Source organism: Nocardia sienata NBRC 100364, from assembly GCF_001613205.1.
Lineage (GTDB): Bacteria > Actinomycetota > Actinomycetes > Mycobacteriales > Mycobacteriaceae > Nocardia > Nocardia sienata.
Genome location: NZ_BDBX01000036.1, coordinates 56774 through 71757 on the forward strand (window position 1 = coordinate 56774; position 14984 = coordinate 71757).

Sequence of the window (14984 nt, forward strand, 5' to 3'; positions counted from 1 at the left end):
CTCGATTACAGGTGTCCGGCGGCCCCGTCGCCGAGTTCGCGCGCCAGGATCGCGGCCTGCACCCGCGAACGCATCCCCAATTTGGTGAGGACCCGTGACACATGTGTTTTGACCGTGGTCTCGCTGATGAACAGCCGCGCCGCGATCTGAGCGTTGGACAGCCCGCCGCCCAGGCAGTCGAACACTTCCTTCTCCCGGCCGGTGAGCTCGGCCATACCCGGTGGCGGTTCTGGCCCCCGCCCGGAGGGTGTTCCGGCGAAGGCGTCGATCACCGCGCGGGTGACCTCCGGGGCGAGCACCCCCTCGCCTGCGGCGACCGCGCGGACCGCGTCGACCAGCGCGGGCCCGGACGCCGATTTCAGCACGAACCCGGAGGCGCCCGCGCGGAGGCTGCGGAAAACGTACTCGTCCAGGTCGAAGGTGGTGAGGACGAGCACCCGTGCCAGGCCCTCACCGGTCACCCGGGTGGTCGCGGTGATGCCGTCCACGCCCGGCATGCGCACATCCATCAGCACCACATCCGGCCGCAGCGCCCGGGCCTGAGCCACCGCGACCTCGCCGTCGGCGGCCTCGCCTACGACCTCGATATCGCCGGCGGCGTCCAGGATCATGCGCAGTCCGGCGCGGATCGCGGCGTGATCATCGGCGAGGAGAACCCGGATCGTCACCGCGGATCACCCGCGGTGTCGGGCACCGCGGTCAGCGGTAGCCGCGCCCGTACCCACCAGGCGCCGGCCTGCGGCCCCGCTCGCAACGTACCGCCGAGGGCGGCCGCGCGTTCGCGCATGTTCGACAGGCCGCGGCATTCGGCGGCGGTTTCCGGCGTCGGCGGCGATCCGGCGGTCAACGGGTTGCGTACCGTCAGCACCAGTGTCGTGGACTCGCTGTACACGTCGATATCGACCTCCTGCCCGGGGGCGTGTTTCATCACATTGGTCACCGCTTCCTGGACGATGCGATAGGCCGCCTGGTCCACCGCCCCGGCCGGTACGGTCTCGCCCAGATCCAGCCGGGCCCGTACCCGCATACCTGCCTGCCGGGCCGCGGTGACCAGCCCGGGCAGCTGGGCCAGGCGCCCCGGCGCGGTCGTCTGATCGGTGTCGTCCGCACGGCGCAGCAGACCGATCATCGTCCGCATCTCCCGCAGCGCTTCGACGCTGTTGGTGCGGATCGCGCCGAGCACCCCGGCCAGCCGCGGCTCGGCGGTGCCGTCGAGGCTGCCCAGTGCCGCTTCGGATTGCAGGGCGATGGCCGACAGATGCCCGGCGATCACATCGTGCAGATCACGGGCCATGGCCTTGCGTTCGTCGGCCACTGCCGCCCGCCGGTCCAGTTCGGCGACGAGCGACAGGGCGCGAGCACGGGCCCGTTCGGCATCGGCGGTCTCCTTGTGCGCGCGGACGGTCAGACCCCACCACAGCGAGGTGCCGACGAAGGCCGCCGCCAGTACCAGCGCCAGCGACATCAGACGCCAGTCGCCGGTGACCGCCAGTACCACCCCCGCCGCGGTCGCGGAAAGCGCCAGCCAGGCCACCACGGCGCCCTGCATCTGGCGTCGCGTGCCGTACACCACGGCCGCGTAGATGAGATCGGTGTACACCAGCCACACCGGCAGTGTCGGCCCGAGCGAGAGATCCATCACCAGCGGGATCAGCCCCAGCACCATCGCCGTGATCGGCGCGCGGCGCCGCACCAGCAGGACCGCGCTCGCCAGCGCGAGGATCGTGATCCGCGGCAACAGCGGTCCGGCCTGCGCTTCGGAAGCGAACATCATATGGAAACCGGCCAGGTACAGCAGCACGCCGAACAGGAACCATCCGCCCGCCACGACGACGTCCCGTGTCGTCGCCGATAACGCCGACCACCGCTGCATCCGTTCATCTCAGCACACCGATGCATGGCTCGGATCCGTCGAAGTGATGAGCGGTGCCGGTACGAAACGCCGAGGCGCCCGGACGATTCGTGGCGCACGCGGGTCGCCGCCGTATCCGAGGTTCCGCTGTCCGGGTGCCGGTTGCGGGGACGTCGGGCATGGCCGGGGAAATGAGTCACTTCATCCGGGAAGCCGTCTGCTTTCCCGTTGCGGCCGCGGCCGGGCCGTGGTCTCGCGAAGTTCCCGGTGATCGGGGCGCGGAACCCCCGGCGGCGGTAATCTGCGGGGGCACCGTGTATGTCGGCCGCTGCGCCGACCCGTCCGCAGGACACCGTCCACCGGCCGGGCGAGCCCAGCGGCCCGGACGGACGGGAACCGGATGACGGTCTACACCCAGCGCCTCGGCGGCACGAACTATCGCTTCGACGGACTCGTCGACGTGCTGGCCAAGGCCACGCCCCGGCGCAGCGGCGACGAACTGGCCGGATGTGCCGCGGGCACCGATGCCGAACGAGCGGCCGCGCAATGGGTGCTCGCCGATATTCCGCTCACCGAGTTCCTCGAGCAGCCGGTGGTCCCCTACGAAACCGACGAAGTGACCCGGCTGATCCTGGACGCCCACGATCGCGCCGCGTTCGGCCCGGTCGCCGCGCTCACGGTCGGCGGGCTCCGGGACCGGCTGCTGGCGATCGCGGCCGGCGAGGGATCCGCCGATCCGGCCGCCACCCTGCGCGCGCTGGCGCCCGGACTGACCCCGGAGATGGCCGCCGCGGTCAGCAAGATCATGCGCAATCAGGACCTCATCGCTGTCGCGCACGCGGCCCGCGTGAGCTCGGCGTTCCGGACCACCATCGGGGCGCCCGGCGCCCTGGCCACCCGGTTACAGCCCAACCACCCCACCGACGACCGCGACGGGATCGCCGCCGCCGTCCTGGACGGCCTGCTGCTGGGCTGCGGGGATGCCGTGATCGGCATCAACCCGGCCACCGACTCCCCGCGGGCCGCGGCGGATCTGCTCACGCTGCTCGACGATATCCGCACCCGCTTCGACATTCCGGCGCAGTCGTGCGTGCTCGCCCATGTCACCACCACGATCGATCTGATCTCGGCCGGGGCGCCGGTCGACCTGGTCTTCCAGTCCGTCGCCGGTACAGAGGCCGCCAATGCGGCGTTCGGCGTGAACCTGGCGCTGCTGCGGGAAGCGAACGACGCCGGACGGTCGCTGCGGCGTGGCACCGTCGGCGACAATGTGATGTATCTGGAAACCGGTCAAGGGTCGGCGTTGTCGGCCGACGCGCACCGGGGAACAGGTGGGAGACCGGTGGATCAGCAGACCCTCGAGGCACGCGCCTACGCCGTGGCCCGGGAGCTGCGGCCGCTGCTGGTGAACACGGTGGTCGGGTTCATCGGCCCGGAGTACCTCTACGACGGCAAACAGATCGTGCGGGCGGGCCTCGAGGATCATTTCTGCGGCAAGTTGCTGGGCCTGCCGATGGGCGTGGACGTCTGCTACACCAATCACGCCGAAGCCGACCAGGACGATATGGATACGCTGCTCACTCTGCTCGGCGCCGCCGGATGTGCCTTCGTCATCGCGGTCCCCGGCGCCGACGATGTGATGCTGGGCTACCAGAGCCTGAGTTTCCACGACGCGCTCTACGTCCGCCGGGTGCTGGGACTGCGGCCCGCCCCGGAGTTCGCGCACTGGCTGGACCGGCTGGGGATGCTCGACGAGACCGGCCGGGTGCTGCCGGTGGCGCCGGCCGAATCGCCGTTGCGCGCGCTGACAGGGGGCCGATGACCACCGATGAGGAGCGGGCGCCTGCGGACAGCCAGGCGTTCTGGACCGGATTGCGGTCGTTCACCCAGGCACGCATCGGTTTGGGCCGGGCCGGTGACGCGCTGCCCACCCGGCGCGTCCTGGAGTTCGCCGCCGCGCACGCCGCCGCCCGCGATGCGGTGCACATCCCGCTCGAGGTACCGGCGCTGTGCGCGCGGCTCGCCGAACTCGGCGTGGGCGAGCCGGTCCATATCCCCAGCCGGGCCCGGGACCGGGCCGAATATCTGCGCCGCCCCGACCTCGGCCGGCTGCCGGGCGTCGACCCGGACGCGGCGGACGGCGGGCCGGTGCGACTCGCGCACTCGGGCGCCGATATCGGTCTGGTACTCGCCGATGGATTGTCCGCTCGCGCGCTCACCGCCCACGGGCCGCCCACTGTCGCAGCGCTGCTGGAGGTTCTGCGCCCGCGCTGGTCGATCGCGCCGCCGGTGGTGGCGACGCAGGCGCGGGTGGCGCTGGGCGACCATATCGGCGCCGCCCTGGGGGTAACGACTGTGCTGGTGCTGATCGGTGAACGTCCCGGCCTCTCGGTGGCAGACAGTCTCGGGGTCTACCTGACCCACCGGCCCCGGCCCGGTCGCACCGACGCCGACCGTAATTGCGTATCGAACATCCATCCACCCGAAGGCACGGGATACCGCCGGGCGGCGGAGGTCATCGCCGCCCTGGTGGCCGGGGCCCACCGGCTCGATCGCTCCGGTGTGACGCTGAAGGACACGTCCCGGGACCCGATCCTGCCGGGGCCGTCCGGCCGGTTGCCGGATGGCGGAACGGGATAGCCGCGCAACGGCCCCTGGACACCGTGGGAACCGATGGTTCCACACGTGTTCAGGGGCCGTTGTGTGGCTGCTGCCCGGACTCAGTCCAGGTAGTCGCGCAGGACCTGCGACCGGCTGGGGTGCCGGAGCTTGCTCATGGTCTTGGATTCGATCTGGCGGATCCGCTCGCGGGTCACCCCGTAGACCTGACCGATCTCGTCCAGGGTGCGCGGCTGACCGTCGGTCAGGCCGAACCGCAGCCGGACCACGCCCGCCTCACGTTCGGACAGGGTCTCCAGTACCGACTGCAGCTGATCCTGCAACAGGGTGAAGCTGACCGCGTCCACCGCGACCACGGCCTCGGAGTCCTCGATGAAATCACCGAGCTGGCTGTCGCCCTCGTCGCCGATGGTCTGATCCAGCGAAATGGGCTCCCGGGCGTACTGCTGGATCTCCAGCACCTTCTCCGGGGTGATGTCCATTTCCTTGGCCAGTTCCTCCGGGGTGGGCTCGCGGCCCAGATCCTGGAGCAGCTCGCGCTGGATACGCCCGAGCTTGTTGATGACCTCCACCATGTGCACCGGGATACGGATGGTGCGGGCCTGATCGGCCATGGCGCGGGTGATCGCCTGCCGGATCCACCAGGTGGCGTAGGTGGAGAACTTGTAGCCCTTGGTGTAGTCGAACTTCTCGACCGCGCGGATCAGGCCGAGGTTGCCCTCCTGGATGAGGTCCAGGAACGCCATCCCGCGGCCGGTGTAGCGCTTGGCCAGTGACACCACCAGGCGCAGGTTCGCCTCGAGCAGGTGGTTCTTGGCGCGGTTGCCGTCGCGGATGATCCAGTTGAAATCGCGGCGGGTGGCCACGGGAAGCTTGTCCCCGGCCTCGGTGAACTCGCGCATCTTCTCCGCCGCGTAGAGCCCGGCCTCGATCCGCTTGGCGAGTTCGACCTCCTCCTCGGCGTTGAGCAGCGCGACCTTACCGATCTGCTTGAGGTAGGCCCGCACCGAATCCGCGGACGCGGTCAGCTCGGCATCCTTGCGCGCCTGGCGCAGGGCCTCGGATTCCTCCTCGTCCCAGACGAAATCGCCGGAGGCCTTGTCCGCCGCGGTGGGTTCGGAGGTGCCGTCCTCGGCCGCCTCGGTCTCGGGTTCCTCCTCGACGGCCTCGGCGACGAGATCGTCGCCCTCGTCGGTGAGATCGTCCTCGGAGACCTCCAGATCGCCGAGATCCGCCACATCCAGCGAATCGTCGTCGAGCTGTTCCTCGCCCGAGCCAGGGGCGCCCGCGCTCCCCGCCTTCTTGGCCGGGGCCTTCTTGGCGGCTCCCTTCTTGGCAGCGGCCTTCTTGGCCGGAGCCTTCTTGGCAGCGGCCTTCTTCGCCGGGGCCTTCTTGGCCACGGCCTTGCGGGCCGGGCGTGCCGCGGGAACTTCCGTGGCCTCGGCGTCGGCCGATTCGGCTGTCTGACGGGTATTCGTGGCTACCACGTACGCCCTTTCGTGACGGTCTCGTGCGGCGTCACGCCAGAGTAGTATTCCGGCGGAGCGGTCTGTCGGGTTTACCGGCTAAAACGCCGGTCGGGGGTCCGGCTCACCGCCGGGTGCTTCCATTGTAACGATCCGACCAGTGTGCACTGGCCCGTGCGGTGGACAACCTCAGGGGGTGATCCCGGCGTCCACCGCCATGGCCGCGCCGACGATACCCGCTGTGTTCTTCAAGTTCGCCGGGACCACGCGGGTGCGGTTGGTCAGCAGCGGAATCCACTGGTCGGCGTCGCGGCTGATGCCGCCTCCGGCGACGATCACCGTCGGCCAGAAGAGGTCTTCCAGCCCGCTCAGTACGGTACTGACCCGCGCCGCCCACTCCGGATAGTCGAGGTTCTCCCTTTCCTTGACCGAGGCGGCGGCCCGGTGCTCGGTTTCCATGCCGCCGATCTCCAGATGCCCGAGTTCGGTGTTCGGGACGAGCGAGCCGTTGTTGAGCAGCGCGGAGCCGATCCCGGTACCGAAGGTGAGCAGGAGCACGAGGCCGTGGATATCGCGGGCGGCGCCGTAGCGGTCCTCGGCGAGTCCCGCGGCATCGGCGTCGTTGAGCACGGTCACCTCGCGACCGCCGAGTGCTGTCGCGAACAGGGCCCGGGCATCGGTGCCGATCCAGGACTTGTCGACATTGGCGGCGGTGTGCGCGACACCGTCGAGGACCACGCACGGCAGCGTGAGGCCCACCGGCCCGTCCCAGCCCGCGGTCTCGATCAACTTGGCCACGGCCGCCGCGACCGCGTCCGGGGTGGACGGATGCGGGGTCGCGATCTTGATGCGCTCGTGCACGAGCGCCCCGGTATCCAGATCGACCGCGGCGCCCTTGACGCCGCTACCGCCGATATCGATACCGAACGCGTGCCGTCCAACGGACATGCGGGTTCCTCGTTCCCTGTGCTGGCTGGTGTCGGGGTGGGCCGCACCGGTTTCCGGGTGGGCTCGGCCGCGTGCGCGGAGATCCGGACGGCGTCGACCGGCCACCCGCGGCGCGCCGCCTCCTCCGCCGCCGCGCGCCGCCGGTGTGGTGTGCACGACAAGGGTAATGTGCGCGCCCGAATGACCGCACCGCAGGATCTGTGCTGCGATGGAAGACGTGCCGGAATCGATTTGGTCTCTCACCGCTGCCACCGAACCCGCCCCCGCCGATGCCACCGTGCTGCGCCGGATCGCGGCCCATCTGGCCGGTATCGCCGCCGCGCATGTCCGGGCCCGCCGCCGCGAGGTCTTCGCCTCTGCCTCGGCCACCGAGGCCGCGGTACGCACCAAGAGCACCCCGACCGACCCGGTCACCGTGGTCGATACCGAGACCGAACAGCTGATCCGCGACGAACTGGCCCGGCTGCGACCCGGCGACCACATTCTCGGCGAAGAGGGGGGCGGCGATCCGGCCGCGGCGGCCGACGACGAGGTGATGTGGGTGGTCGACCCGATCGACGGCACCGTGAACTTCCTCTACGGGATTCCGGCCTATGCGGTATCGGTGGCCGCGGTGCGCGGCGGACGACCGGTCGCGGGTGCGGTCGCCGATGTCGCCGCGTCGACGGTCTACACCGCGGCCACCGGCCTCGGGGCGCTGCGGATCGGCCCGGACGGCCGCGATCGGCCGTTACGGTGCAACCCGGTGCGCTCCACGCAGCTGGCGCTGGTCGCGACCGGGTTCGCCTACGGGGTCCCGCGGCGGACCCGCCAAGCGGCCTGCGTCGCCGAGCTGCTGCCACATGTGCGCGATATCCGCCGGATCGGCGCGGCCGCGCTGGATCTGTGCATGGTCGCCGAGGGGCGGGTGGACGCGCACTACGAACACGGGCTGAATCCCTGGGATTGGGCGGCCGGCGCGCTGATCGCGGCCGAGGCCGGGGCGGTGCTGCGGCTGCCCTCGCTGTCGACGACCGGCGCCGCGGGGGCACTCGTGGTGGCCGCGGCGCCCGGCATCGCCGACGAACTGTTCGCGCTGCTCGATCGCCTGGGTGTGGCCGCGCCGATCCCGCAGGACTGACTCCGGGCCGGGGCCCGCGGTCAGCAGCGGGCGGTTCGGGCGGCCGCGAGCATATCCGGGTCGATCGACGGGCTCTCCCCGCTCACCGGGTTCTTCAGCGACCGCAGCACTTCTTCGGCGTCGTTGTTGGGCTGCAGATCGCCGCCGAACAGCGAGCCGAGCACCAGATCCACGGATTTGTCGGATCGTTTGTCCTCGATGAGCTCGGCGCACGGGACGGCCAGTTGCACGGCCGCAGCGATCGGGCGGCCGTTCTCGCCGAACCGGATCTGACCGGTGCATTCCAGGTCCCCGTTGGCATATACCGGATCGTTACCGTATGGATCTCCGGGCGGACTGCCGAAACCCAGATCACCGAGCTGGGCCGCGACGTGCGCGGCCTGACCGCGCTGGCCGTTGGCGTTCAGGACACGCACCTGGGTACCCGCCATCGGTGCGGGCTCCACATCCTCGAGGCGACTCGCCCCGACCCGCTGGCCGGGCAGCGGCTGCGGGGCGGCTTTGGGATCGGTGGCCGGGGTCGGCGAATTGCACGCCATCGGTGTGTGGTCGTCATCGTTGGTGGTCAGTGCTTTGATCCACAGACCTGCGCAAACAACCATGAGAACGACGACGAGAATCAGCCACGGCCGCGGCCGTCGACGCGGGTAGGGACGGCCTTTGGCATCCGTCGGACTGCCTTCGGTGATCAGTGAAACCACGTCGATACTGTACGTACCCCCGCCCGCGCGCCGCGCATTACCCAGGCCGCTCCGGGCGCGTTACCGGGGCCGGTCACGGCACGCTCGGGGCGGCGTATCGATTGCCCAGCGGTTTCGACACGGCCGGGTTTCGATTGCGACATTTTCCGCACCGTCCGCTATTGTCTGGCCGCCCAGACCGAAATATCCATGAGTAAATCGGCGATCGGTCGCGGGAACAAGCAGGGCAACTCATGCGTTGTCCGGACGCTATCGGAGGTGAGTCCATCGGATTCGCGCTGATAGAGGACCGGTGCGGGTGTGAAGTGCACCACCGGCGGGGCGGCGGGCGCGGTCGAGAGACGGCGTGCGCCGATCCGGATATACGGAGTAAGGACGAGGGGAAGACGACATGGCAACCGACTATGACGCACCGAGGCGTACCGAGTCCGACGATGTGTCGGAGGATTCGCTGGAGGAGCTGAAGGCTCGTCGCAACGAGGCCCAGTCCGCCGTCGTGGATGTCGACGAATCCGATACCGCGGAGTCGTTCGAGCTCCCCGGCGCGGACCTGTCCGAGGAAGTGCTGACGGTCCGGGTGATCCCGAAACAGGCCGACGAGTTCACCTGCTCGAGCTGTTTCCTGGTACATCACCGCAGCCGCCTCGCCAGTGAGGCGGGCGGTCAGATGATCTGCATGGATTGCGCGGCCTGAGCGGAGCGAGAGGTCAATCCGCGCTCGGAAGTCCGAGCGCGGTCAGGACCGCGGTGGGCCGGCGCGTGCTGACCAGCCAGTAGGGTGTCGGATCGTCCGGGTCGTCGAGTACCAGCAGGACCATGGTGCCGATCCACGGACGGTGCTGCACGTAGGCCGCGGGATCGAGCTGGCGGCCCAGCGCCGCGCTCTTGGCGCTCCTGGGCACCACGGTCGCCCGGGCGACGAACGATACCGGCAGATGGGCCCGGTCCACCCGCAGTTCGGGGGTGCCCGTCGCGTCCGGGACGACTTCGAGACGATGCCGGCTCATCCACAGCAGCACCCATACGGGCACCGGGAACAGCAGGACATACGGCAGCCAGGCCCGCAGGCCGGGCGCTCCCATATGGATCTCCGCGGCGAGCAGACCGGCGAGGGCGAAGCCCACCGGCCACCACCACAGCGGCACCCAGAGGCGTTCGCGATAGGCGGTCGGTTCCGGTCGCGCGGGGTGCTCGGTTTCGGCGGGTCGAGGCTGGTCGGACACGACTCAACACTAAGCGACACCCACGCGGGGCCTGCGCGTAGGCTGGTCGGACGTGAACGCACTCTCACCGATACCGCTGCTGCGGCTGGACCCCGGGATTCCCATGCCGACGCGTGCCCACGAAGGCGACGCGGGCGTGGATCTGTGCACCGCCGAGGACGTCGTCCTGGAACCGGGGGAGCGGGTACTGGTCGGCACCGGTATCGCCGTCGCGCTGCCGGTGGGCACCGTGGGCCTGATCCATCCCCGCTCCGGGCTGGCGGCCAAGGCCGGGCTATCCGTGGTGAACACGCCGGGGACCATCGACGCCGGGTACCGGGGAGAGATCAAGGTATGCCTGATCAACCACGATCCGCGCACACCCATCGAATTGCGCCGCGGTGACCGGATCGCGCAGCTGCTGGTGCAGCGGGTGGAGCTGGTCGAGTTCGTGGCAGTGGACCGGCTCGACGAGTCCGCGCGCGGCGCGGGCGGTTACGGATCCAGCGGGGGACACGCGAGTTTGACGCCGGGCGGGGCGGACGTCGCCACCGGCAAGGAGGCCTGACATGTTCGGACGACGGAAATCCGGCGGACGCAGATCCGGCGACGAGCGCGACACCGGCGCGTACACCACGGGTGAGTACGAGACCGGCGAATACGAGGACTACGACGACGGCGGATACCACCGCGCCGGATACGACGAGCCCTACGACGACAGCTATGACGACGGGTACGGCGGCGCCGCTTACAGCGACGCCTACGACGCCGCGATCGACGATCCCGACACCGAACCCCAGCGGCGCGGCCCCTACGACTACGACGATGTCGCCGAGGTGCTGGAGAACTTCGCCGATACCCGCCTCGACCTGGGTTCGGTGATCCTGCCGGTGCCGCCGGGTGGGCAGCTGCAGGTCGAGATGACCCCGCAGGGCACCCCGCAGGCGGTCCATCTGGCCACCGAACACGGACGCATCACCGTCGCGGCCTACGCTGCGCCGAAATCCAAGGGCCAGTGGCGCACTGTCGCGGCCGATCTGGCGGAATCGCTGCGCAAGGAGGGGGCCCGGGTCTCGGTGGAGAAGGGCCCGTGGGGCCGGGAACTGGTGGCCGTCACCGAGGGCGCCGATCTGCGCTTCATCGGGGTGGACGGGTACCGGTGGATGATCCGGCTCGTGGCGGCGGGACCCTCGGGTTCCACCGCGGCGGGCGGCCCGCTGGTCGTGGCGGCACGCACCGTGCTCAGCGAGACGATCATCCGGCGGGGAACCGACGCGCTGCCGGTGCGGGAACCGCTCCCGGTGGTCTTGCCTCAGCAGCTCGCCGAACAGCTCACCGCCGCCCACCAGCAGCAGCAACAGCAGGCCCAGCAGCAGGTCGCCACCCCGCCGCCCGGCGCCCGGCCCTCGCCGACGCCCGCGGTGCTGCCGCCCCAGCAGCCGCAGCAGCCGCGGCGGGGCGCCGAAGGGTCGGCGATGCAGCAGCTCGGTCGTAACTGACCGACCGGCGTGATCCGGTGCCCGAGCGGCACCGGATCACGCGGCCGGGGTACGGATCCGGCCGGCCGGCTGTCGGCGGGTGTCAGCCGAGGTGGCGCAGCGCCAGCCGCCCCACAATGCCCGGGTCGGCGCCGAATTCGTCCAACCTCACCTCGGTGAGCGCGGACCGGGGCGCCCGGCGTGCCCATTCCCGTCCCACGGCCACCGGATGCACCGGGTCGTCCGAAGCGGCGATCACCGCCAGGGGGACGCTCAGCGAGTCCAGTAGGGCGGGTTCCGGCCATTTGTACTGCGCCGCTTCCTCCAGCGCGGCCGGCAGCCCGGGCCACTGGGAGCGCCATGACCGGGTGAGCGCGTCGGCCAGCCAGCCGGGGCTGCTCGCCCGCATCCTGTCGATCACCGCATCGAGGCCCTCGGCGCGCAACTGGGCCGCCGTGGCCGCCGCACTGTGCGTGGCGGGGCATTCCGCGGTATCCGGGCCGGTCCACGCGGGCAGAGCCGCCACCACGCCACCGACCTCACCCGGTTCCCGGCCCGCGGCCCATTCGACGGCGACCGCGGCGCCGAGCGAAATACCCGCCGCCAGCACCGGGCCGCGGGTCGCGGCGGCGTCCAGGGCCGCGCGGTAGCTCTCGATCACCGCGGCCGGATCGGGGTCCACGGCGACGAAATCGATTCCCGCGGCGGCGGATGCGGGGCCGAACGCCCGGCGGGCGAAATACGCGTCGGAACCGGTTCCGGGGAGGGCGACGACAACGGCCGGACGTGGGGAATCGAACACCGGACCGAGCGTAGCGGTGCCGCCGGTACCCATCTACAGTGGCGGGTACGGCCACAGCCGGGCCGGAGTAAGGAAATCGGATGACGTGCGATCCATGTCGTCCGCGCACAGGAGAGCAGGCGATGTCTTCCGCGGCAGGAAGAAAAGCGGGCGCCAAGTCCGCGACCGGATATTTTCGCAGGCTCGGCCGCAGATTGACCGAGGATATCGATCAGCTCGACGCCGAGGAGCTGGCGGAGAAGGCGGACGCTTCGGGCGCCTGCCGGGTCTCGGAGTGCCGGCGCGGTGAGGAGGCGACGATGCTGGGCCGTTTGCGCAGTGTCGATTCCTGTCCGCAGGCCTCGGGTGCGAGTATGCAGGCGGAGTTCTTCGACGGTACCGATGCCATCACCCTGGTATGGATCGGGCGACGCCGGATTCCCGGTATCGAATCGGGACGGCGCATCATGGTGCGCGGCCGGGTGGGAGAACGCGAAGGCCGCAAGGTGATGTACAACCCCTACTACGAATTGCGCGGAAACAGCTGACGTATGCCATCGAGCGACGAGTACGCCACCAGACCGCTGCCCCGGGCCGCGATCACCCCGGAGTCCGCGCCCGCCGCCCGGGCCGGTTCCGCCGACGACCCTCCTGAGGAACCGGACAAGCAGACCTTGCTGGAACAGCTGGGCGGCTTCGGCGGCCTCATCTACTCGACGCTGCCGGTGCTGGTCTTCGTACCGGTGAACACCCTGTTCGGGCTCACCGCGGCGATCTGGGCCGCGCTCGGGATCGCGGCGGCGATCCTGGTCTGGCGGCTGGTGCGCCGCGAGCCGATCCAGCCCGCCATCTCCGGTTTCGTGGGCGTGGGTATCTGCGCGCTCATCGCCTGGCGGGTGGGCGAAGCCAAGGGATTCTTCCTGTTCGGCATCTACACCAGCCTGATCTACGGTGCCGCGTTCTTGATTTCGATACTCGTCCGGCGACCACTGGTCGGCGTGGTGTGGGGCGTGCTCAACGGCCACGGCGGCGACTGGCGCGCAGATCCGCGGGTGGTCCGCCTCTACGACCTGGCGACGGTGGCGTGGGTGCTCGTCTTCGGTGCCCGCTACCTGGTGCAGAACCATCTCTACGATACCGACAGCACGGGCTGGCTCGCCGCCGCGCGGATCGCGATGGGCTGGCCGCTCACTGCCGTCGCGCTGGTGGTGACGGTCTGGGCGGTGCGTCGTGCCGGGCATCTGCCCGCCGGCTCCGGACGGCATTCCGCCGGCCCGGCCTGACTCTCGCGGCGCCGCGTCATCCGAAGGCGAGGGCCGGCGTCATCCGGAAGGGTGGACGAGTACCCACCCTTTGGTGTCTATCCCGCGCGCGCCGTTCATCGGACGATCGTTACCGAAGACGATCTCCCGAGAGGACCGGCGAATGCGAACCGAGCAGCACCCGACCACCCGCCCCGAGCGGGGATCCGAACATCCGGTGCGGTCCCAGAGTCGCCGGATCTCCGCCGAACTGGACGTCCTCGTCCCGGCGGCGGCCGACGGTGACCGTGCCGCCGTGGCCGAGATCCTGCGACTGGTCCAGCCCCTCGTCCAGCGTTACTGCCGGACCCGCCTGGGCAATGCCGCCCATCTGCACGTCACCGCCGACGACGTCGCGCAGGAGGTGCTGATGGCCACTGTCCACGCCATCGGACGCTACCGGGATCAGGGGAAGTCGTTCCTCGCCTTCGTGTACGGCATCGCGGCGAACAAGGTGTCCGACGCCTTCCGCGCCGCCCAGGTGCATCCGGCCTATCCCGTGGCCGAGGTCCCCGAAGCGGTGTCCACCGCGGCCGGCCCCGAGGAGTGGGCGCTGGCCGCCGAACGCGGCGCCCTGGCCCGCGAACTGATGCAGCAGCTCAACCCCGTGCACCGGGAGGTACTGGTGATGCGGATCGTGCTTGGCTGGAGCGCGGCCGAGACCGCGGCGGCGATCGGCACCAGTCCCGGCGTGATCCGGGTCATGCAGTACCGGGCGTTGAACAAGCTGCGCGCACGCGCCGCGCAGCCCGTGGTCGCCTGAGGCCGCGGACACGGGCCGAGTGCTGCCGGGTGGTCAGTATTCGGCGTCCTGCGCGGGGGCCAGGCCGGTGGTGCCGCCGGTCGGCTGTTCGATCCCGTGCGGTGCCAGTACCGTGCGCAGCTCCTCCTCGGCGGCCGCGGAGACGACGAACAGCAATTCGTCGTCGCCCTCGAAGGGATCGTCGGGCTGCGGCACGATGACCCGTCCGCCGCGCAGAATGGTGACCAGCGCGGAATCCCGCGGCAGGGTCAGATTGCGCACCGGTTTGCCGGCCAGCGTCGTATCCGGTGGCAGAGTGAGCTCGACCAGATTGGCCTGTCCCTGCCGCAATGTCATCAGGCGGACCAGATCGCCCACCGATACCGCTTCCTCGACCAGGGAGGCCAGCAGGCGCGGGGTCGAGACGGCCACATCGACACCCCAGGAGCCGTCGAAGAGCCATTCGTTGCGCGGATCGTTGACCCGCGCTACCACCCGGCGTACCCCGAATTCGGTCTTGGCCAGCAGACTGTGCACCAGGTTGGCCTTGTCGTCGCCGGTCGCGGCGATGACGACCTCGTAGTCCTCCAGCCCGGCGTCTTCGAGCAGTTGCAGTTCGCAGGCGTCGGCATGGACCCAGATCGCCTCGGGGACCGCTTCGCGGTCGATATGGTCGAGTTGGCGTTCGAGCAGCATGACGATATGCCCCGCCCGGAGTAGTTCGCGGGCGATGGAGCGGCCGACGGCCCCGGCTCCGGCAATGGCCACTTTCAT

The 14984-nt window shown here is 70.3% G+C and carries 17 protein-coding genes; 9 read left to right on the forward strand and 8 right to left on the reverse strand.

Going from position 1 to position 14984, the window contains the following annotated elements:
• Positions 1-5: 5 nt before the first annotated feature.
• Positions 6-668 (reverse strand): response regulator, encoded by a 663-nt coding sequence (locus tag NS4_RS19850; RefSeq protein ID WP_063061025.1) that lies wholly within the window; start codon positions 666-668, stop codon positions 6-8.
• Complete coding sequence (locus NS4_RS19855) at positions 665-1873, reverse strand: sensor histidine kinase (RefSeq protein WP_063061026.1); 1209 nt, start codon at positions 1871-1873, stop codon at positions 665-667. Before NS4_RS19855 ends, NS4_RS19850 begins: the two co-directional genes overlap by 4 nt.
• Before the next feature lie 379 nt (positions 1874-2252).
• Between NS4_RS19855 and NS4_RS19860 the strand changes: the two genes are divergently transcribed.
• The gene (locus NS4_RS19860; RefSeq protein ID WP_063061027.1) at positions 2253-3674 is read left to right on the forward strand and encodes an ethanolamine ammonia-lyase subunit EutB; all 1422 of its coding nucleotides are present in this window, start codon (positions 2253-2255) and stop codon (positions 3672-3674) included.
• Entirely contained in the window at positions 3671-4492 is an 822-nt protein-coding gene (eutC, locus tag NS4_RS19865; protein ID WP_063061028.1) for an ethanolamine ammonia-lyase subunit EutC, read from the forward strand. The genes NS4_RS19860 and eutC overlap by 4 nt, the downstream gene beginning before the upstream one ends.
• Before the next feature lie 80 nt (positions 4493-4572).
• On the opposite strand, the gene NS4_RS19870 is transcribed toward eutC, so the two are convergent.
• Together NS4_RS19870 and ppgK are read right to left on the reverse strand one after the other, a co-directional pair.
• Positions 4573-5958: an RNA polymerase sigma factor gene (locus NS4_RS19870; RefSeq protein WP_063061029.1), complete on the reverse strand. Its 1386-nt coding sequence runs from the start codon at positions 5956-5958 to the stop codon at positions 4573-4575.
• Positions 5959-6126: 168 nt separating this feature from the next.
• The gene (gene ppgK / locus NS4_RS19875) at positions 6127-6885 is read right to left on the reverse strand and encodes a polyphosphate--glucose phosphotransferase (RefSeq protein ID WP_063061030.1); all 759 of its coding nucleotides are present in this window, start codon (positions 6883-6885) and stop codon (positions 6127-6129) included.
• A gap of 208 nt (positions 6886-7093) precedes the next feature.
• On the opposite strand from ppgK, the gene NS4_RS19880 reads away from it, so the two are divergent.
• Positions 7094-8005, forward strand: a complete 912-nt coding sequence (locus tag NS4_RS19880) for an inositol monophosphatase family protein (RefSeq protein ID WP_084487526.1) — start codon at positions 7094-7096, stop codon at positions 8003-8005.
• A 20-nt stretch (positions 8006-8025) separates the two neighbouring features.
• Here the strand turns inward: NS4_RS19880 and cei are convergent, their stop codons facing one another.
• A complete protein-coding gene (gene cei, locus NS4_RS19885) occupies positions 8026-8706 on the reverse strand; it encodes an envelope integrity protein Cei (RefSeq protein WP_063061031.1) in 681 nt (226 codons plus the stop codon).
• A gap of 391 nt (positions 8707-9097) precedes the next feature.
• Here cei and NS4_RS19890 point away from each other — a divergent pair, with 391 nt between their 5' ends.
• Complete coding sequence (locus NS4_RS19890) at positions 9098-9400, forward strand: DUF4193 domain-containing protein (protein ID WP_030521610.1); 303 nt, start codon at positions 9098-9100, stop codon at positions 9398-9400.
• A gap of 13 nt (positions 9401-9413) precedes the next feature.
• Here the strand turns inward: NS4_RS19890 and NS4_RS19895 are convergent, their stop codons facing one another.
• Positions 9414-9929 (reverse strand): DUF3093 domain-containing protein, encoded by a 516-nt coding sequence (locus tag NS4_RS19895; RefSeq protein WP_063061032.1) that lies wholly within the window; start codon positions 9927-9929, stop codon positions 9414-9416.
• Between the two features lie 52 nt (positions 9930-9981).
• On the opposite strand from NS4_RS19895, the gene dut reads away from it, so the two are divergent.
• Positions 9982-10476, forward strand: a complete 495-nt coding sequence (gene dut / locus NS4_RS19900) for a dUTP diphosphatase (protein WP_084487527.1) — start codon at positions 9982-9984, stop codon at positions 10474-10476.
• 1 nt (position 10477) lies between these two features.
• Complete coding sequence (locus NS4_RS19905; protein ID WP_063061033.1) at positions 10478-11407, forward strand: DUF3710 domain-containing protein; 930 nt, start codon at positions 10478-10480, stop codon at positions 11405-11407.
• 82 nt (positions 11408-11489) lie between these two features.
• Here NS4_RS19905 and NS4_RS19910 read toward each other — a convergent pair whose 3' ends face one another.
• Positions 11490-12221: an alpha/beta fold hydrolase gene (locus NS4_RS19910; RefSeq protein WP_063061034.1), complete on the reverse strand. Its 732-nt coding sequence runs from the start codon at positions 12219-12221 to the stop codon at positions 11490-11492.
• Between the two features lie 89 nt (positions 12222-12310).
• Between NS4_RS19910 and NS4_RS19915 the strand changes: the two genes are divergently transcribed.
• From NS4_RS19915 to shbA, 3 genes are all read left to right on the forward strand, one after another.
• A complete protein-coding gene (locus NS4_RS19915) occupies positions 12311-12715 on the forward strand; it encodes an OB-fold nucleic acid binding domain-containing protein (RefSeq protein WP_063061035.1) in 405 nt (134 codons plus the stop codon).
• 3 nt (positions 12716-12718) lie between these two features.
• Positions 12719-13450, forward strand: a complete 732-nt coding sequence (locus NS4_RS19920) for a DUF3159 domain-containing protein (protein ID WP_084487528.1) — start codon at positions 12719-12721, stop codon at positions 13448-13450.
• A gap of 142 nt (positions 13451-13592) precedes the next feature.
• Positions 13593-14231, forward strand: coding sequence for an RNA polymerase sigma factor ShbA (gene shbA / locus NS4_RS19925; protein WP_084487529.1), 639 nt, complete (start codon positions 13593-13595; stop codon positions 14229-14231).
• A 33-nt stretch (positions 14232-14264) separates the two neighbouring features.
• Here shbA and NS4_RS19930 read toward each other — a convergent pair whose 3' ends face one another.
• On the reverse strand, positions 14265-14984 hold the full coding sequence (locus NS4_RS19930) for a potassium channel family protein (RefSeq protein WP_063061036.1): 720 nt from the start codon (positions 14982-14984) through the stop codon (positions 14265-14267).